The 17620-nt window shown below is 59.5% G+C and carries 18 protein-coding genes; 11 read left to right on the top strand and 7 right to left on the bottom strand.

All coding sequences use genetic code 11. The annotated features are described in order from the left end of the window. Positions 1–9 precede the first annotated feature (9 nt). Positions 10–1230, top strand: a complete 1221-nt coding sequence (locus tag ACRC4F_RS16895; RefSeq protein ID WP_438660370.1) for a helix-turn-helix domain-containing protein — start codon at positions 10–12, stop codon at positions 1228–1230. Between the two features lie 35 nt (positions 1231–1265). After that, positions 1266–1904, top strand: coding sequence for a Vgb family protein (locus ACRC4F_RS16890; RefSeq protein ID WP_438660369.1), 639 nt, complete (start codon positions 1266–1268; stop codon positions 1902–1904). Here the strand turns inward: ACRC4F_RS16890 and ACRC4F_RS16885 are convergent. Next, positions 1901–2170 carry a hypothetical protein gene (locus ACRC4F_RS16885; protein WP_438660368.1) on the bottom strand — a complete coding sequence of 90 codons (270 nt, stop codon included), beginning with the start codon at positions 2168–2170 and terminating at the stop codon, positions 1901–1903. The two genes, ACRC4F_RS16890 and ACRC4F_RS16885, sit on opposite strands and share 4 nt — an antisense overlap. Positions 2171–2603: 433 nt before the next feature. Between ACRC4F_RS16885 and ACRC4F_RS16880 the strand changes: the two genes are divergently transcribed. Both ACRC4F_RS16880 and ACRC4F_RS16875 read left to right on the top strand, forming a co-directional pair. Next, on the top strand, positions 2604–3671 hold the full coding sequence (locus ACRC4F_RS16880) for a hypothetical protein (protein WP_438660367.1): 1068 nt from the start codon (positions 2604–2606) through the stop codon (positions 3669–3671). Positions 3672–3687: 16 nt separating this feature from the next. Beyond that, complete coding sequence (locus ACRC4F_RS16875; protein WP_438660366.1) at positions 3688–4041, top strand: DUF1428 domain-containing protein; 354 nt, start codon at positions 3688–3690, stop codon at positions 4039–4041. A 14-nt stretch (positions 4042–4055) separates the two neighbouring features. Here the strand turns inward: ACRC4F_RS16875 and ACRC4F_RS16870 are convergent, their stop codons facing one another. Next, complete coding sequence (locus ACRC4F_RS16870) at positions 4056–4250, bottom strand: hypothetical protein (RefSeq protein WP_438660365.1); 195 nt, start codon at positions 4248–4250, stop codon at positions 4056–4058. Between the two features lie 60 nt (positions 4251–4310). Between ACRC4F_RS16870 and thpR the strand changes: the two genes are divergently transcribed. Next, positions 4311–4850, top strand: a complete 540-nt coding sequence (thpR, locus tag ACRC4F_RS16865; protein ID WP_438660364.1) for an RNA 2',3'-cyclic phosphodiesterase — start codon at positions 4311–4313, stop codon at positions 4848–4850. Between the two features lie 399 nt (positions 4851–5249). On the opposite strand, the gene ACRC4F_RS16860 is transcribed toward thpR, so the two are convergent. The 5 genes from ACRC4F_RS16860 to ACRC4F_RS16840 form a co-directional block, all read right to left on the bottom strand. Continuing rightward, positions 5250–6347 carry a polyamine ABC transporter substrate-binding protein gene (locus ACRC4F_RS16860; protein WP_438660363.1) on the bottom strand — a complete coding sequence of 366 codons (1098 nt, stop codon included), beginning with the start codon at positions 6345–6347 and terminating at the stop codon, positions 5250–5252. A gap of 272 nt (positions 6348–6619) precedes the next feature. Further along, on the bottom strand, positions 6620–7504 hold the full coding sequence (locus ACRC4F_RS16855; RefSeq protein WP_438660362.1) for an ABC transporter permease subunit: 885 nt from the start codon (positions 7502–7504) through the stop codon (positions 6620–6622). Continuing rightward, positions 7501–8382, bottom strand: coding sequence for an ABC transporter permease subunit (locus tag ACRC4F_RS16850; protein WP_438660410.1), 882 nt, complete (start codon positions 8380–8382; stop codon positions 7501–7503). Before ACRC4F_RS16850 ends, ACRC4F_RS16855 begins: the two co-directional genes overlap by 4 nt. A 29-nt stretch (positions 8383–8411) precedes the next feature. Continuing rightward, positions 8412–9554, bottom strand: coding sequence for a polyamine ABC transporter ATP-binding protein (potA, locus tag ACRC4F_RS16845; protein ID WP_438660361.1), 1143 nt, complete (start codon positions 9552–9554; stop codon positions 8412–8414). Between the two features lie 364 nt (positions 9555–9918). Beyond that, complete coding sequence (locus ACRC4F_RS16840) at positions 9919–10680, bottom strand: gamma-glutamyl-gamma-aminobutyrate hydrolase family protein (protein ID WP_438660360.1); 762 nt, start codon at positions 10678–10680, stop codon at positions 9919–9921. Between the two features lie 280 nt (positions 10681–10960). Between ACRC4F_RS16840 and ACRC4F_RS16835 the strand changes: the two genes are divergently transcribed. From ACRC4F_RS16835 to ACRC4F_RS16810, 6 genes are all read left to right on the top strand, one after another. Then, positions 10961–12337: a glutamine synthetase family protein gene (locus ACRC4F_RS16835; protein ID WP_438660359.1), complete on the top strand. Its 1377-nt coding sequence runs from the start codon at positions 10961–10963 to the stop codon at positions 12335–12337. Between the two features lie 250 nt (positions 12338–12587). Next, positions 12588–14078, top strand: a complete 1491-nt coding sequence (locus ACRC4F_RS16830) for an aldehyde dehydrogenase (RefSeq protein WP_438660358.1) — start codon at positions 12588–12590, stop codon at positions 14076–14078. 50 nt (positions 14079–14128) lie between these two features. Beyond that, complete coding sequence (locus ACRC4F_RS16825) at positions 14129–15415, top strand: NAD(P)/FAD-dependent oxidoreductase (protein ID WP_438660357.1); 1287 nt, start codon at positions 14129–14131, stop codon at positions 15413–15415. Positions 15416–15858: 443 nt separating this feature from the next. Continuing rightward, the gene (locus ACRC4F_RS16820) at positions 15859–16407 is read left to right on the top strand and encodes a cupin domain-containing protein (protein ID WP_007946335.1); all 549 of its coding nucleotides are present in this window, start codon (positions 15859–15861) and stop codon (positions 16405–16407) included. 114 nt (positions 16408–16521) lie between these two features. Continuing rightward, positions 16522–16968 carry an NUDIX hydrolase gene (locus ACRC4F_RS16815; RefSeq protein ID WP_438660356.1) on the top strand — a complete coding sequence of 149 codons (447 nt, stop codon included), beginning with the start codon at positions 16522–16524 and terminating at the stop codon, positions 16966–16968. A gap of 72 nt (positions 16969–17040) precedes the next feature. Then, positions 17041–17613 (top strand): nucleotidyltransferase family protein, encoded by a 573-nt coding sequence (locus ACRC4F_RS16810; RefSeq protein ID WP_438660355.1) that lies wholly within the window; start codon positions 17041–17043, stop codon positions 17611–17613. Positions 17614–17620: the final 7 nt, after the last annotated feature.

Here is a 17620-nt window from a genome sequence, read left to right as displayed (position 1 = left end):
GCAATTCAAATGGACTCGCTGATCACCGCTGCAGCGCACGCACTCGCGGCGGGCGATCCCCTCGGTGCACTGAACCGGGTTGCCTTGCGCGACGATGCCCCGGCGCTGGCACTTCGCGGCATCGCCATGGCGCAGTTGGGCGATCTGATACGGGCAAAGGAATTGGTGCGCAGCGCGGCACGCGCCTTCGGTTCTCAAGCGCCTCTGGCCCGTGCGCGATGCGTGGTTGCCGAGGCTGAAATCGCCCTGGCTTCCCGGGATCTGGGCTGGCCGGTAAAGGCGCTCGAAGCAGCGCGCGTGACCCTGCAATCCCATGGCGATCACGCAAATGCGGCCCATGCGCGGTATTTGCAGATTCGACGGTTGTTGCTGATCGGGCATCTTGATGAGGTCGAAAGTTTGCTTGCCGAACTCGACCCCGCGCCACTGCCGCCGGCATTGCGCGCCGTTCATGAGCTGGTGGTGGTGGGGATCGCCGTGCGGCGACTCGAAACAAAAAAGGCGCGGTCTGCACTCGAAAGAGCTCAACGCGCCGCATCCGACGCCCGTATTCCCGCGCTGACCGCCGAGGTCGAACACGCCGCCCAAGTCCTCAACACGCCCGCTGCACGACTGATTGTCCGTGGCGAGGAGCGGCCACTGTTGCTGGATGAGGTGGAAGCGCTGCTGAGTTCGCCGTCACTGGTGGTGGACGCGTGTCGATACGGCGTGCGCGGCTCGGGGATGTCAGTGTCGCTGGCCAAACGCCCGGTGCTTTTTACCCTCGTGCGGGCGCTGGCCGAAGCCTGGCCCGCCGATGTGGCGCGGGAAACACTGATCACCCAGGCTTTTCGCCTGAAGCTTACCGATGAGTCCCATCGCGCGCGATTGCGCGTCGAAATCGGCCGGCTTCGCGCGGCACTGAAGCCTCTGGCCGGTGTCAGTGCGACCAGGCGCGGGTTTACGCTGCAACCACAGATTGCTGACCACGTTGTGGTGCTGGCGCGGCCCGTCGAAGAACCTCAAGCGGCGCTGCTCGCCTTCCTGGCCGACGGCGAGTCGTGGTCGAGTTCGGCGCTGGCCCTGGCGCTGAAGGCCAGTCAGCGCACCGTGCAGCGCTCCCTCGACGCGCTGGCCACCGCCGGCAAAGTGCAGGCGTTTGGTCGCGGGCGCGCCCGGCGCTGGATGATGCCTCCGCTGCCCGGATTCGCGACGACTTTGTTACTCACAGCTTGGGTGCCGGGTGACTAGGATCCATTCCACCACCCAATGAAGAGGATGCAACCATGAAGCAATCATCCGCCGAAATCATCCGTGAATACGGACCCTTTCCGGGCGTCGATAGTGTGCATGGCGTCACCCATGACGGTAAGAACGTCTGGTTCGCCTCCGGAGAAAAACTCAACGCCCTCGACCCTGAAAGCGGCAAGACACTGCGTTCCATCGATGTCGCCGCCCATGCGGGAACAGCCTTTGACGGTCAGCACCTGTTCCAGATCGCCGAGGATCGCATTCAAAAGATCGACCCTGCGAGCGGCCGTGTGCTCGCCACCATTCCTGCGCCCGGCGGCGGTGGCGACTCAGGGCTCGCGTGGGCCGAAGGCACGCTGTGGGTCGGGCAGTATCAGGAACGCAAGATCCATCAGATCGACCCCGACACCGGCAAGATTCTGCGCACGATCGAGTCGAACCGCTTCGTCACCGGCGTGACCTGGGTGGAAGGTGCGCTCTGGCACGGCACCTGGGAAGGAGAGGAAGGTGAATTGCGGCGAGTAGACCCAAACACCGGCGAGGTGCTGGAGAGCCTAACGCTGCCAACCGGTGTCGGCGTGTCAGGGCTTGAGTCCGACGGCGCGGACCGATTTTTCTGCGGCGGAGGGAACAGCGGCAAGGTGCGGGCCGTTCGTCGGCCCGCCTCATCCTAGAACGTGAAAGCGCGGGAAGACCGAGGCGCACTTTGCGCCAACTCGATCTCCAGCAAGTGTTCAACCAAAACGTCATTGAGGAAGCGGAACTGATCGTTGAGCCCGACCACTTCATTGTTGAAGTGGTTCGCGGCGGCCGGTATCAGCAACGCCTCGAAGTTTTTGTCGAACACCAGCGACAGCACTTTGCGAGAGACGAATGCCTGCGAATAAAAGTTGTTGCCGAACACCGGGAAGCTGACGGAGAGGGTGATGGCGTGGATCATGATCTGCGCTCCTCGGCGAGGACGATGTATGAAAAAACAGTCAGGGTAATGGCCGTCAGGGCCAGGCAGGTCAGGAGATGGATCAACATGATTTGCCCCTCCGGTGTGGGGTTTTGCCTTGGGATGGGTTGATCCTGCGCCTGGCGGTTTTTTAGCGGAAGGCAATCATCGCGATGGTGAGTATCGACGGCGTTGATGGTGGATTTTGGGTGTTTTCTAGGGCCTCATCGCGAGCAGGCTCGCTCCCACAGGGATTAGCGTCGTTCACAAATCTGCGTTCCACCGCAGACTACTGTGGGAGCGAGCCTGCTCGCGATGAGGCCATAAGCCGTCCATCCATCCCAAGCGAACAAACCCCGCCACCTATACTCAAATAAATAGGCTTTTCGAGCACCGGACATTCCGTCCGGAGATCACTGTAGGAACCGCGATCTTGAACCTGCGTTCGCTGATCGTCGCCGTGATGGTGGTGTTGGCGGGATGCGCCACGCCTCCGCCTGCCCCGGTGGTGGCGCCGATCGTGGTGGTGTCCGAGAGCACGTGGCGCAAGGTCGATCAGGAAATTGTCGCAGCCTCGCAATCGGCCACCGAACAAACCAAAATCTACGCCCGTGGCGCCATGGATTACTGGCGCACCCGGGTCTACCAATTGACCGAAGAAAACTTCATTCCCTGGTTCAGCAGCTACTGGACCCAGGAGTGGCTGTCGATGAAGGTCAGCTGGTACAGCCTCAGTGCCCAGGGCGAGCAGGATGCCTCGGCCAAACGCCTGGCCGCTTATTTGCTGGAGCAATACCAGGAACGCGTGCTGGCGCCAGTCGCGGTAGAGATCGATCCCGACGCGATTCTCGGCCTGGCAACGGCCTTCTACGTGGACATTATTCAGGAAGAGTTGCAGCGAATCTCCCAGCGCCACGGTATACCGATGGCCCAGCTCAACGGCCGCATCCAGAAAATCCCCGCCATTGCACTGGGCCCGCCAACCGCCCGGGACGCTTCGCTGTATCAGGTGGTGCACACTCAGCCGTTGAACAGCTTGCCGGCGTATGCGGCGTTGATCGAGAAGATCCACAAGGCGGGCGGCGACAAAGGGGTGGATAACACCGAGACCGCCATGGCACCGGTGGCCAAGCGCGCGAGTAAACGGATAGAAGCGGAAATGGCCCCGCGAGGAGCGGCCAGTGCGGTGGCGGCGGCCGCCGGGAAACTGGCCGGCGCGCTGATTTCGGTGGGGGTAGCAGGCGTCCGGGCGATTATCCAGGCCAACGACCGGCCGGACAGCGAGGCGCTGATTCGCAGCAGCCTGGGCAATACGTTCGACAAAGCCTGGACAAAACTGGTGCAGAACCCGACCACCGGCGTGATGGCGGGGACGTTGTACATGGCGGCGCAGATCGAGGGCAACCTGGCGGGGAGCGCCGATGTACCGTCGGTCAGTTCGAGCAGCGGCGCTGTCGATTGGAGCCCGATGGAAACGACTAGCCAGCAGACCGTTCCATAACCGAAGGAGAAACACCATGTCCTACGTTGATGGCTTCCTCGCTGCCGTACCCACCGCCAATCGCGAAAAATTCAAGAAACACGCCGAAACTGCCGCGGTCATTTTCAAGGAAAGCGGCGCGCTCAGCGTCGCTGAATGCTGGGGCGACGATGTGCCTGACGGCAAGGTGACTTCGTTTCCCATGGCGGTAAAACTCAAGGAAGACGAAACCGTAGTCTTCAGCTGGATTATCTGGCCGGACAAAGCCACCCGTGATGCGGGAATGGACAAACTCATGAACGATCCGCGGATGCAGCCGGACGTCAATCCGATGCCCTTCGATGGCCAGCGTCTGGTCTACGGTGGTTTCGAAATGATCGTGAAGGCCTGATCCCGACGAAAGGATCACTCCGGCGTCGGGGTGATCCTGCAGCTTTTGCGGTTGCGGATCTCGCTGTCCGTCGGCCGCTCCCTGACGAACTCGAAGCGCGGCTCACCTTCGCTATAGTGAACCAGCCAGCCCCATTCCAGCTCGGACTCATCCTGACCCGGTTTCGGTGGCATCGCCCACCATGGCTCTTTGCTGATGATTGCTCGCATGGCCCCCTCCCGTTGATTCGGTTGGTTCAACTATAACGTGCATGTCAGGAGCTGCCAGGCATGACTGACGAATCTCATGAACCGCTCAAAAGGCTGTTTTTCGCACTCAATTGCCCACCCGAGCAACGCAAGGCCATTGCTCAATGGCGCAGCGCCCTTGAGTTGCGCAACGGGCGCCCGGTGCCGGTGGAAAATTTCCACCTGACGTTGTTGTTTTTGGGGGCTGTGGCGGTGGCGCAAATCGGCGAGATTTGCACGGCGGCGGCAAAGGTTCGCGTGGCGGGTGCGCCGCTGAGGTTGGCGCTGGATCGACTGGATGTCTGGCGCCGGGCAGGGGTTCTGGTACTGGCGCCGGAGCAGGCGCCGCCGGAGTTGCTGCGTCTGGTGTATGCGCTGGAGCAGGCGATGTTGCCGTTTGGTCTGGAGGATTCTCCGAAGGAGTTTCGACCGCACCTGACCTTGATGCGTGATTATCGAGTGTCGGTGCCTGAATCCGCGACGCCGCCCGAATTTTTCCTGCGGGCTGATCGCTTCGTCTTGTTTGAATCCCACAAAGGACGATATCGGGCGCTGGCCGAGTGGCCGCTTGTCCCCGCATAAAAAAAGGCGCCCGAGGAGGGCGCCCGAATTCACCTGAACCGAGGAAGCCAGGTGAGGCCGTTCGTCAGAGAGGGTGCAGCGGTGGTAAGGCGCTGCGTGAACGGAAAAGGTTAGAACTGATATCTATGTTGAATGTTATGGCCTCATCGTCGGAACGCCGCCCGGAGCCGGCTCGCTCCCAGATTTGATCTGTCGTGATGATGAATTTTGTGTTCGACACAAATCCCCTGTGGGAGCGAGCCTGCTCGCGATGGCGATTTCGAATACAGCGACTATTTCCCGAGCTTCACTCCCACTGTGGTTCGTGGTGGAACACAGGCTTGTGAACGACAAGAATCCCCTGTGGGAGCGAGCCTGCTCGCGATGGCGATTTCAGGTTCAGCGATGAGTCTGAATGAATTACTTCCCGAGCTTCACCCGCGTCCAGCCCCGGGTCATCACCCGCTGGACGCCGATCGGCATATCCGGAATGGCATACAACGTCGCCATCACCGCTTGCGGCGGATACGACCCCGGGTCATCGCGAATCGCCTCATCCACCAACGGCGTGGCTGCCGCGTTGGCGTTGCTGTAGCCGATGTTGTTGGTGATCTCGGCGATGATGTCCGGGCGCATCAGGAAGTTCATGAACAGGTAGGCGTTCTCGACGTTCGCCGCGTCCCGCGGGATCGCGACCATGTCGTAGAAGCTGCCGGCGCCTTCTTTCGGAATGCTGTAATCAATCTTCACCTTGTCGCCCGCTTCCTGAGCGCGCGCCTTGGCTTGCAGCACATCGCCGGAATAACCGACTGCGACGCAGATGTTGCCGTTGGCCAGGTCGGAGATGTATTTCGACGAATGGAAATACGCCACCGACGGCCGAATCTTCATGAACAGCGCTTCGGCTTCGGCGATTTGTTGCGTGTCCTTGGAGTTCACCGGATAGCCCAAGTAGTGCAGGGCGGCCGGAAGCATTTCGGTGGGCGAATCAAGGAAGCTGATACCGCAGGCTTTGAGTTTTTCCGCGTTTTCCGGCTTGAACAGCAAGTCCCAGGAATTGGTCGGTGCGTTGGCCCCGAGCACTTCCTTGACCTTGGCCGGGTTGAAGCCGATGCCGATCGAGCCCCACATGTACGGGAAGGCGTGACCGTTATCCGGGTCGCTCGCGGAGGCGTTTTTCAACAGAACCGGGTTGAGGTTTTTCCAGTTCGACAGCTTCGACTTGTCCAGTTCCTGATAGACGCCGGCCTTGATCTGCTTGGCCAGGAAACTGTTGGACGGTACGACGATGTCGTAGCCGGATTTGCCGGCGAGCAACCGGGCCTCAAGGGTTTCATTGCTGTCGAACACGTCGTAGGTCACGCGGATACCGGTCTCGTCTTCGAACTTCTTGACCGTGTCCGGGGCGATGTAATCCGACCAGTTATAGACGCGCAGAACCTTGTCATTGGCCTGGGCGCCGGTAGCCATTGCGCCCAATAAGGACAGTGTCAGCAGAGTCCTGCCAAACATTTTCATCGGTACAACTCCAATTCTCTTTTTATTCAAAATCACACAGCAAAAATGCAGTGAACATAAACCTGGGCAGAAAACACAAAACCTTTGGAGTAAACCCAAAACCTGTGGTGAGGGGATTTATCCCCGTTGGGCTGCGAAGCGGCGCCAAACCTGCAACCCGCGGTGTATCAGTTACACCGAATTCACTGGTTTTACGACTGCTTCGCAGCCGAACGGGGATAAATCCCCTCGCCACAGAAGTTCCCTCGCCACAGTTAACTGAGCAACGACGACTACGCCGTCGCTCCTGCCATTTGCTTTTTAGGTTGCTGCCAGGATTCGCTGGCAGTCTGGTCCATCGCTTCCTGGATCGCCCGTTTACGGGTGGCTTCGGCGCGGCGGCTGAAGTACCAGACCATGAACGTCACTATCGAAACGGCGAGCAAAATCAGACTGGCCACGGCATTGATCTCAGGCTTCACACCCAGACGCACCGCCGAGAACACTTCCATCGGCAAGGTCGTCGAGCCCGGGCCTGACACGAAACTCGCCAACACCAGGTCATCCAGCGACAAGGCAAACGACATCATGCCGCCGGCCGCCAGTGACGGCGCGATCATCGGAATGGTGATCAGGAAAAACACCTTGAACGGCTTCGCCCCAAGGTCCATGGCCGCTTCTTCGATGGACAGGTCCAGCTCACGCAAGCGCGCCGAGACCACCACCGCGACATACGCGGCGCAGAACGTGGTGTGGGCGATCCAAATCGTGACGATGCCACGCTCCATCGGCCAGCCGATCAACTGCGCCATCGCCACGAACAGCAGCAACAGCGACAGGCCGGTGATCACTTCCGGCATTACCAACGGCGCCGTCACCAGACCACCAAACAGCGTACGACCCTTGAAGCGCGTGACGCGAGTCAGCACAAACGCTGCCAACGTCCCCAGCGCAACAGCGGCAATAGCGGTGTAGCAGGCGATTTCCAGCGAGCGCACCACCGAGCCCATCAGTTGCGTGTTGTCGAGCAAACCGGCGTACCACTTGAACGACCAGCCACCCCACACCGTCACCAGTTTCGAGGCGTTGAACGAGTAGATCACCAGAATCAGCATCGGCAGGTAGATAAACGACAGGCCGAAAACCAGCATGAACTTTGAAAATCCGAAACGTTTCATCCCCGTGCCTCCATCTCTTTGGCCTGGCTGCGGTTGAACAGCAGAATCGGCACAATCAGGATCAACAGCATCACCACCGCCAGCGCAGACGCCACCGGCCAGTCGCGGTTGTTGAAGAACTCTTGCCACAGCACGCGACCGATCATCAGCGTCTCAGGGCCGCCCAGCAGCTCCGGAATCACGAACTCACCGACCACCGGAATGAACACCAGCATGCAACCGGCAATGATCCCGTTCTTAGCTAGCGGCACGGTGATTTTCCAGAAGTTGTTGAAGTTGCTCGAGCCCAGGTCGGACGCGGCTTCCAGCAGGCTTTGATCGTGCTTGACCAGGTTGGCGTACAGCGGCAACACCATGAACGGCAAGTAGGCGTAAACCACGCCGATATACACGGCGGTGTTGGTGTTGAGGATCTCGATCGGGTGATCCGTCAGCCCGGTCCACATCAAAAACCCGTTGAGCAAACCGTTGTTGCTGAGGATGCCCATCCACGCATACACGCGGATCAGGATCGCGGTCCAGGTCGGCATCATGATCAGCAACAGCAAAACGTTTTGCGTTTCCTTGTTCGCCTTGGTGATCGCGTAGGCCATCGGAAAGCCGATCACCAGGCACATCAGCGTGCTTAAAAACGCTACCTTCAACGAGCCGAAGTAGGCCGAGATGTACAACTCATCCTGAGTCAGCAGCGAGTAGTTGCCGAGGTTCAGCAGCAGCTGGAATTTCTGTTCGGCGAAGGTGTAAATCTCGGAGTAGGGAGGAATGGCCAGCGCCGCTTCCGAGAAGCTGATCTTCATCACCAGGAAGAACGGCAGCATGAAGAACAGGAACAGCCACAGGAACGGAATCCCGATGACGAGCTTTCGACCACTCGGCATCAGCCGCAGGAACTGCTGATTGAGTGTTTTCATGAGCGCAGTACCACGCCGCTGTCGTCTTCCCACCACACATAGACCTTGTCGTCCCAGGTCGGACGGGCACCACGGCGTTCGGCGTTGGCCATGAACGATTGCACGACCTTGCCGCCGGGCAATGCCACGTAGAACACCGAGTGACCGCCGAGGTAGGCGATGTCATGCACCTTGCCTTCGGACCAGTTGTAGCGGGTGTCCGGCTTGAGGGTGCTGACCAGCATTTTTTCCGGGCGGATGGCGTAGGTGATCGACTTGTCCTGCACCGAGGTGCTGACGCCGTGACCGACGTAAATTTTCTGCTCCAGGTCCGGGCTGTGAATGATCGCGTGACCTTCAAGGTCTTCCACAACGGTGCCTTCGAAGGCGTTCACGTTGCCGATGAATTCGCAGACCATGCGGCTGACCGGTGCTTCATAAATGTCGACCGGGCTGCCGATCTGCGCGATCCAGCCCAAGTGCATGATCGCGATCCGCTGGGCCATGGTCATGGCCTCTTCCTGGTCGTGGGTCACCATCACGCAGGTCACGCCGACGCGCTCGATGATCTCCACCAACTCCAGTTGCATCTGCGAACGCAGCTTTTTATCCAGCGCGCCCATCGGTTCGTCGAGCAGCAACAGCTTCGGACGCTTGGCCAGGGAGCGGGCGAGGGCGACGCGCTGACGTTGGCCGCCGGACAACTGATGAGGTTTGCGTTTGGCGTACTGGGTCATGTGCACCAGGCGCAGCATCTCTTCAACGCGGGCGTCGATTTCACTGGCGGGCAAACGATCCTGCTTGAGGCCGAAGGCAATGTTCTGCGCCACGGTCATGTGCGGGAACAAGGCGTACGACTGAAACATCATGTTGATCGGCCGTTCGTACGGCGGCATGTCGGTGATGTCCACGCCGTCGAGGAAAATCCGTCCTTCGGTCGGGCGCTCGAAGCCGGCGAGCATGCGCAGCAAGGTCGATTTACCCGAGCCGGAACCGCCGAGCAGGGCGAAGATTTCGCCTTGATGAATCTCGAGCGAGACATCGTCTACTGCGCAGGTTTCGTCGAATTTCTTGGTGACGCGGTCGACTTTCACCAACACCTTTTTCGATGTCTGGTGACCTTCAAGAGCCTTCCTGTAAGTGCTGGAGGCGTTTGCCATGTGAAACTCCCAACAGGTTTCAGTCGTCGGGCCAACGCGGCCTGACTTAAGAGTGGATTGCTAGCCCGAGGGCGTGCGATGTCAGTTGATTCAGCGATGGACCCCTGTGGGAGCTAGCCCGCTAGCGATGGCGGTGTGTCAGTCGACATCAATGTGACTGGGCCGCCCTCATCGCTAGCAGGCTAGCTCCCACAGGGGGTATTGCGTTTGACTCACTGGCATCGCCCGGCCTGGGCTAATTCGGCGCCGCCATCCTGGCTGCCGGGGTCGTACTTGTTGTTATTGCAGTGTGTTGTTTCGCAAGTCACGGACGCGCAAAGGCACGCTCGCCTGACTCGCGGGGGCAGTAAAAGGTTGTTTTAAGTCAGCGGGTTTTACGTAGCGCGGCCCGTCGCCGGCACGCATCGCCGAACGCCTGAAAAATACTCAAATAGGGCGGGTTCGAAAGGACTTGCCATTCCGGGTGCCATTGCACGCCGACGGCAAACGCCTGGCTGTGTTCCACCGAAATCGCCTCGATCAAACCGTCCGGCGCCACCGCTTCCGAGCGCAAGCCTGGAGCCAGTCGATCAATGCCCTGGCTGTGAATCGAATTGACCCTGAACTCCGCTGGCAACTCCAGCGCTTCAAACACACCGCCCGGTTGCACCTTCACCGCATGGGCCGGGGCGTATTGCACCGCCAGCTCCGGACTGTCCGCTTCCCGGTGATCGAGCATGCCCGGCAGTTCATGCACCTTCTGATGCAGGCTGCCGCCGAACGCCACGTTCATTTCCTGGAAGCCACGGCAGATGCCGAGCACCGGAACGCCCGCCGCAATGGCCGCACGCAATAAAGGAAGGGTGGTGGCGTCCCGCGTCGGATCGTGATCCGTGCCGGGGGCACTGGCCGGGCCTTGATAGTGGAAGGGTTCCACGTTCGAGGGAGAACCGGTCAGCAGCAGACCGTCGAGATGCGCGAGCACATCCTCGATTTCAGTCAATTCGCCTAAGGAAGGAATGACCACAGGCAGCCCCAGAGCCGCGACGCTGACAGCACGCAAGTACTTGTCGCCGCTGACATGGTAGGGGTGCAGGCCAATCTGTTTGACGCACGCAGTAACGCCGATCAATGGCTTGAATGCCATTTTTATCACCTCGAAGTTTCACACTTGAACGAGCTTTTCCGGAGCTTAGCCTTGTTGATTTTAATTAACAACTCTCATGTAAAAAATTCTAAACGCCGCGCGTCGGATCTTCAGGATTTGCGCGGTGTGCGTGACTCATTTGGCACTCTCGTCCCCAAAAAAGGCCCGAAAATAAAGGTTGAGAGGTCAGGTGTTCGCTATTGACTTCACTTTGCCGTTCGGGTTGACTGGGCTCGCAACAAGGTAGTGAACATAATAATTAACAGCTAATAGGTGCATCATGTCGGTCCCTCTGCGTACCGTTCAACTCAACGAAGCAAACGCATTCCTTAAGAAATATCCTGAGGTTTTGTACGTCGACCTTCTGATTGCGGATATGAACGGTGTGGTGCGCGGCAAGCGCATCGAACGCACCAGTCTTCATAAGGTTTACGAAAAAGGCATTAACCTCCCGGCGTCTCTGTTTGCCCTGGACATCAACGGCTCTACGGTGGAAAGCACCGGCCTGGGTCTGGACATCGGCGACTCGGACCGGATCTGCTTCCCCATCCCTGGCACCCTGAGCATTGAGCCGTGGCAGAAGCGCCCGACCGCTCAGTTGCTGATGACCATGCACGAACTGGAAGGCGAGGCATTCTTCGCCGACCCTCGGGAAGTGTTGGCTAATGTGGTGCGCAAATTCGACGAACTCGGCCTGACCATCTGCGCGGCGTTCGAGCTCGAGTTCTACCTGATCGACCAGGACAACGTGAACGGCCGTCCGCAGTCACCGCGTTCGCCGGTATCGGGCAAGCGTCCGGTGTCGACCCAGGTCTACCTGATCGACGACCTCGACGAATACGTCGACTGCCTGCAAGACATCCTCGAAGGCGCGAAAGAGCAGGGCATCCCTGCCGACGCCATCGTCAAGGAAAGCGCCCCGGCGCAATTCGAAGTGAACCTGCATCACGTCAACGACCCGATCAAGGCCTGCGACTACGCGGTGTTGCTCAAGCGTCTGGTGAAGAACATCGCCTACGACCACGAGATGGACACCACGTTTATGGCCAAGCCGTATCCGGGCCAGGCGGGTAACGGTTTGCACGTGCACATCTCAATTCTCGACAAAGAAGGCAACAACATCTTCGCCAGCGAGGATCCCGAGCAGAACGCCGCGCTGCGACACGCGATCGGCGGTGTGCTCGAGACCCTGCCGGCGCAGATGGCTTTCTTGTGCCCGAACGTCAACTCGTACCGTCGTTTCGGCGCGCAGTTCTACGTACCGAACTCGCCGAGCTGGGGCATCGACAACCGTACCGTTGCAGTGCGAGTGCCGACCGGTTCGCCGGACTCGGTGCGCATCGAACACCGTGTGGCGGGCGCCGATGCCAACCCGTACTTGCTGATGGCCTCGGTGCTGGCCGGTATTCACCACGGCCTGACCAACCAGATCGAACCGGGCGCACCGGTGGAAGGCAACAGCTACGAGCAGAACGAGCAGAGCCTGCCGAACAACCTGCGCGATGCACTGCGTGAGCTCGACGACAGCGAAGTCATGTCGCGTTACATCGACCCGATGTACATCGACGTGTTCGTGGCGTGCAAGGAAAGCGAGCTGGCCGAGTTCGAGAACTCCATCTCGGACCTTGAGTACAACTGGTATCTGCATACGGTTTAAGTCTGCAAAGGCCCTCACCCTAACCCTCTCCCAGGGGGAGAGGGGACTGATCGGGGGATGCTTGGGAGCTCCTGCGACCTGACGCTTTCGTATCGAATCCATAATCGACTGGATCGATCAGGTCGCTGAATGTCTTAAGACAACTCGGTCAGTCCCCTCTCCCCCGGGAGAGGGCTAGGGTGAGGGCTGGATCCCAAGCCGAACACATCAGCCAGACAACCACCCAATTCCCCCGCGTCGAGTCACAACCATGACAAACACCCGCAGCGACTGGGAACAACGCTTCCAGTCCTTATCCATCGAAAGCCGCGCCTTCATCGACGGCCAGTACCGCGCAGCACTCAGCGGTGACACCTTCGAATGCATCAGCCCGGTCGACGGTCGTTTCCTGGCCAACGTCGCCAGCACCGACGAAGCCGACGCCAACGAAGCCGTGGCCGTCGCGCGCCGCACCTTCGATTCCGGCATCTGGGCCAACCTTGCCCCGGCCGAGCGCAAGCGCATCCTGATCCGCTTCGCCGATTTGATCCAGGCCAACCAGCAAGAACTGGCCCTGCTCGAAACCCTCGACATGGGCAAGCCGATCAACGACTCGATGAACATCGACATCCCGGCGACCGCCAACGCGATCCGCTGGAGCGCCGAGGCCATCGACAAGATCTACGACGAAGTTGCCGCCACGCCCCACGACCAACTCGGCCTCATCACCCGCGAACCTGCGGGCGTGGTCGCCGCCATCGTGCCGTGGAACTTCCCGTTGATCATGGCCAGCTGGAAGTTCGCTCCGGCCCTCGCAGCCGGTAACTCGTTCATCCTCAAGCCTTCGGAAAAGTCGCCGCTCACGGCCATTCGCATTGCGCAACTGGCGCTGGACGCCGGCATTCCGAAAGGTGTGTTCAACGTCCTGCCGGGCTTCGGTCACACCGTCGGCAAGGCGCTGGCGTTGCACATGGACGTCGACGTGCTGGCCTTCACCGGCTCGACCGCGATTGCCAAGCAATTGATGATCTACGCCGGGCAAAGCAACATGAAACGCGTCTGGCTCGAAGCAGGGGGGAAGAGTCCAAACGTGGTGTTCGCCGACGCGCCGGATTTGCGCGCGGCAGCACAAGCGGCGGCCGGTGCGATTGCCTTCAACCAGGGCGAAGTCTGCACCGCCGGTTCGCGTTTGCTGGTGCAGCGTTCGATTCGCGAGCAGTTCATTCCGCTGCTGGTGGAAGCGTTGCAAGCCTGGAAGCCGGGGCACGCCCTCGATCCAGAAACCACCGTCGGCGCAGTGGTTGATCAGCGCCAACTGGACAACGTGTTGCGCTACATCCAGGTCGGCAAAGACCAGGGCGCGCAACTGATCGCGGGCGGCAGCCGCACTCTCGAAGCCACCGGTGGCCTGTACGTGGAACCAGCGATTTTCGACGGTGTGACCAACGCCATGACCATCGCCCGGGAAGAAATCTTCGGCCCGGTGCTTTCGCTGATCACCTTCGACACCGCTGAAGAAGCACTGGCCATCGCCAACGACAGCATCTTCGGCCTGGCCGCCGGCGTCTGGACCAGCAACCTGAGCAAGGCCCACACCTTCGCTCGCGGTTTGCGCGCCGGCAGCGTCTGGGTCAACCAGTACGACGGCGGCGACATGACCGCGCCGTTCGGCGGGTACAAACAGTCGGGTAACGGTCGGGACAAATCGCTGCACGCGTTCGACAAATACACCGAACTCAAAGCGACCTGGATCAAGCTCTGACACCTCTACAGCGGCGGTCGCAGGTCAACCTGCGGCCATCGGAGAAACGTATGAAACCAACAACACATGTAAACAGCTACTACGCCGCCACCCGCAACTTCACCGGTGATTTTCCGGTGCTGGAGCACGCGGTGGATTGTGACGTCTGCATTATCGGCGCCGGCTACACCGGTTTGTCCTCGGCCCTGTTCCTCGCCGAAGCGGGCTACAGCGTGACCGTGCTCGAAGCCGCCAAAGTCGGTTTCGGCGCCAGCGGTCGCAACGGCGGTCAACTGGTCAACTCTTACAGCCGCGACGTCGATGTGATCGAAGAGCGCTACGGCGACAAGACCGCTGAAGTCCTCGGCAGCATGATCTTCGAAGGCGCCGACATCATCCGTCAGCGCATACAACACTACGACATCCAGTGCGACTACAAACCGGGCGGCATCTTCGCCGCGCTGAACAAGAAGCAGCTCAAAGGCCTGGCCGAGCAGAAAAGCAGCTGGGAGCGCTACGGCAATAAAAACCTGAAGATGCTCGACGCGGCGGACATCAAGCGCGAAGTCGGTTGCGACAACTACGTCGGCGGCCTGCTCGACCTGCAGGGCGGCCACATCCACCCGCTGAACCTGGCCCTCGGCGAAGCCTCGGCCATCATCGGCCTCGGCGGCAAAATCTACGAGCAATCGGCCGCGGTGGAAATCACCTACGGCGAACCGATCACCGTGCGCACCGCCAAAGGTATCGTCCGCGCCAAATACCTGCTGATCGCCGGCAACGCCTATCTACCGCAAGACCTCGACAATCGCGTCACGCGCAAAAGCATGCCGTGCGGCTCGCAAATCGTCGTCACCGAGCCGTTGTCGGAGAAGGTTGCGCGCAGCCTGATCAAGAACAACTACTGCGTCGAAGACTGCAACTACCTGCTCGATTACTACCGTCTCACTGCCGATAACCGTCTGCTATACGGTGGTGGCGTGGTCTACGGCGCCCGCGAGCCGGACGACATCGAGCAACTGATCAAGCCGAAAATCCTCAAGACCTTCCCGCAACTGAAGGACGTGAAGATCGACTACCGCTGGACCGGCAACTTCCTGCTGACCATGTCCCGCATGCCGCAATTCGGTCGCATCGAGAAAAACGCCTACTACATGCAAGGCTACAGCGGCCACGGCGTCACCTGCTCGCACCTGGCCGGCAAACTGATCTCGGAAATGATCCGCGGCGACGCCGAACGCTTCGATGCGTTCGCATCCTTGCCGCACATGCCCATGCTCGGCGGCCGCACCTTCCAGGCCCCGCTCACCGCCATGGGCGCCGCGTACTACGCGCTGCGCGACCGGTTCGGTATCTAAACCAACGCAAAACCCTGTAGGAGCGAGCCTGCTCGCGATGAGGCCCTATCAGTCGCCATCAATGTCGCCTGACACACCGCCATCGCGAGCAGGCTCGCTCCCACAGTTTGTTCCCGGGCGTATACAAATCTGGCGTGCGCCACAAATCCCCTGTGGGAGCGAGCCTGCTCGCGATGACGACGGGACAGTCCACATCGATGTTGCCTGGCACACCGCCTTTGCGAGCAGGCTCGCTCCCACAGTTCCAGGTATCTGATCCAGCCTGCATCAGGGCCGAAAGGCCTTTTTTTCCGGCCACCCATCGATCCTGCTGAGCAACACCCCCAAACGTGATTTAATACCCGCCTTTCACAATTCCGGGACAGGGAAGCGGTACTTTCGCGGCCAAGAGTCGCCCGCCATCCACCCCCATAACCCTTAAGTTTTCCTCGCATAAGGCTGTCATGGACACGGGCTCACGACTCAAATTAGTACGCGAAAGCTACAAACTGTCCCAGCGCGAGCTGGCCCGGCGTAGCGGCGTCACCAATGCCACCATTTCCCTGATCGAACAGAATCGCGTCAGTCCCTCCGTCAGCTCCCTGAAAAAACTGCTCGAAGGCATCCCCATGTCCCTGGCGGACTTCTTTACCTTCGACCAGCCGCCACGTGAACATCAATATGTGTTCCGCGCCAATGAACAGCCGGACCTCGGCCGACATGGGCTGCGGTTGCTGCTGATCGGCGCTTCGGTACCGAGTAGGCAGATGCGCTTGTTGCGCGAGCAATACGCGCCAGGGGCGAGTTCGGGGGAAGAGCCGATTGTGCATTCGGAAGGCGAGGAGTGTGGGCTCGTCACCCGGGGCACTGTTGAGCTGACGGTTGATGGGCAGATCAGTGTCCTCAACGCTGGTGACGGCTACTACTTCCCGACGACGCTGCCGCACAAGTTCCGCAATATCGGCCAGGATGAAGCGGAAATCATCAGCGCCAACACCCCGGCCAACTTCTGATCCAAAACGGACGCAACCCTGTAGCAGCTGCCGAAGGCTGCGTCCGCAGACGACACCCATGCTGAATGGAAGCAGCTGATTCAGCGTTTTTCTAAAGGAAATGGACTTCACCTCATGGCCCCACACCGCATCCGCCCCCTCGCACTCTGCATCTTCCATCACGATGGCAAGATACTGGTCAACGAAGCGTACGACCCCGTTACTGGAAAGCCATTCTTGCGCCCAATCGGTGGCGGAATCGAATTTGGCGAAACCAGCGCCCAAGCCGTAATACGTGAGGTCGATGAAGAACTCGGCTTATCCATCACCGATGTTCGCCTGCTCGGCACGCTCGAAAACATCTTCACCTATGCCGGCACGCCCGGGCACGAAATCGTGCAGGTCTATGATGCGAAATTCGTAGATGCCAGCGTCTATGAACGGCCCCACTTGAACGCTCAAGAAACCGATGGCACTGCCTTCATTGCGAAGTGGCTGCCGCTCGACAGTATTACTGGCGATACACCGCTGGTTCCTGCCGGGTTGTGCGAGCTGCTGAAGAAGGTTGCGCTGCTGGACTGATGCGCGGTCATCAGGAGTGGAGCTGTTTAGTTTATCGATCGTCAGGATGCGATCACCTTTCAAGGAACGAAAATGACATTGACTGCTGAAAAGTTGGTCAGCCTGGCGATGGCCAACTCAATAAACGCTGAAATCACCGCTCGCTTGCCTTCACTCGGGTTGAGTCAATGCATGCTAACGGCCGGCTGCCTTTTTCAGGCCGTCTGGAATCATCAGTCGAATCAGTCGTCCGCTTGGGGGATCAAGGATTACGACGTTTTTTACTTCGATGAGGATTTGTCCTGGGAGGCCGAGAACGAGGTCATAAAATCGGCACAACGCCTTTTCCAGGATCTCGGCGTTAACGTTGAAATCAAGAATCAGGCTCGCGTCCACCTTTGGTACAGCCAGCGTTTCGGCGGATCCTATCCTCGGCTTCAGTCGACTACCGACGGCATTGATCGCTACCTGATCGCCGGCACGTGCATCGGGCTGGATATTGAAACGGGTGAGGTCTACGCCCCCAACGGTCTGGCTGACACGGAGCACGGGATTCTTCGTATCAATCCCAAAAATCCCCAGCCCGATTTATTTGAACAGAAGGCGAAGAGTTATCAGGCTCGCTGGCCCTGGCTCAGGATTCATGAACACGGTCTCATGATTTAGTTTGTGA

Source organism: Pseudomonas sp. (genome assembly GCF_051660785.1).
Lineage (GTDB): Bacteria > Pseudomonadota > Gammaproteobacteria > Pseudomonadales > Pseudomonadaceae > Aquipseudomonas.
The sequence above is the reverse complement of the archived record's forward strand: the minus strand, read 5'-3'. Positions and strand labels throughout refer to the sequence as shown.

What these genes read in the sequence shown, in the direction of transcription:
- ACRC4F_RS16885 (WP_438660368.1), bottom strand. Translation starts at nt 2,170, where the DNA reads ATGATCCACGCCATCACCCTCTCCGTCAGCTTCCCGGTGTTCGGCAAC.
- potA (WP_438660361.1), bottom strand. Translation starts at nt 9,554, where the DNA reads ATGGCAAACGCCTCCAGCACTTACAGGAAGGCTCTTGAAGGTCACCAG.
- ACRC4F_RS16810 (WP_438660355.1), top strand. Translation starts at nt 17,041, where the DNA reads ATGACATTGACTGCTGAAAAGTTGGTCAGCCTGGCGATGGCCAACTCA.
- ACRC4F_RS16830 (WP_438660358.1), top strand. Translation starts at nt 12,588, where the DNA reads ATGACAAACACCCGCAGCGACTGGGAACAACGCTTCCAGTCCTTATCC.
- ACRC4F_RS16875 (WP_438660366.1), top strand. Translation starts at nt 3,688, where the DNA reads ATGTCCTACGTTGATGGCTTCCTCGCTGCCGTACCCACCGCCAATCGC.
- ACRC4F_RS16825 (WP_438660357.1), top strand. Translation starts at nt 14,129, where the DNA reads ATGAAACCAACAACACATGTAAACAGCTACTACGCCGCCACCCGCAAC.
- ACRC4F_RS16850 (WP_438660410.1), bottom strand. Translation starts at nt 8,382, where the DNA reads ATGCCGAGTGGTCGAAAGCTCGTCATCGGGATTCCGTTCCTGTGGCTG.
- thpR (WP_438660364.1), top strand. Translation starts at nt 4,311, where the DNA reads ATGACTGACGAATCTCATGAACCGCTCAAAAGGCTGTTTTTCGCACTC.
- ACRC4F_RS16815 (WP_438660356.1), top strand. Translation starts at nt 16,522, where the DNA reads ATGGCCCCACACCGCATCCGCCCCCTCGCACTCTGCATCTTCCATCAC.
- ACRC4F_RS16855 (WP_438660362.1), bottom strand. Translation starts at nt 7,504, where the DNA reads ATGAAACGTTTCGGATTTTCAAAGTTCATGCTGGTTTTCGGCCTGTCG.
- ACRC4F_RS16835 (WP_438660359.1), top strand. Translation starts at nt 10,961, where the DNA reads ATGTCGGTCCCTCTGCGTACCGTTCAACTCAACGAAGCAAACGCATTC.
- ACRC4F_RS16870 (WP_438660365.1), bottom strand. Translation starts at nt 4,250, where the DNA reads ATGCGAGCAATCATCAGCAAAGAGCCATGGTGGGCGATGCCACCGAAA.
- ACRC4F_RS16820 (WP_007946335.1), top strand. Translation starts at nt 15,859, where the DNA reads ATGGACACGGGCTCACGACTCAAATTAGTACGCGAAAGCTACAAACTG.
- ACRC4F_RS16895 (WP_438660370.1), top strand. Translation starts at nt 10, where the DNA reads ATGGACTCGCTGATCACCGCTGCAGCGCACGCACTCGCGGCGGGCGAT.
- ACRC4F_RS16860 (WP_438660363.1), bottom strand. Translation starts at nt 6,347, where the DNA reads ATGAAAATGTTTGGCAGGACTCTGCTGACACTGTCCTTATTGGGCGCA.
- ACRC4F_RS16840 (WP_438660360.1), bottom strand. Translation starts at nt 10,680, where the DNA reads ATGGCATTCAAGCCATTGATCGGCGTTACTGCGTGCGTCAAACAGATT.
- ACRC4F_RS16890 (WP_438660369.1), top strand. Translation starts at nt 1,266, where the DNA reads ATGAAGCAATCATCCGCCGAAATCATCCGTGAATACGGACCCTTTCCG.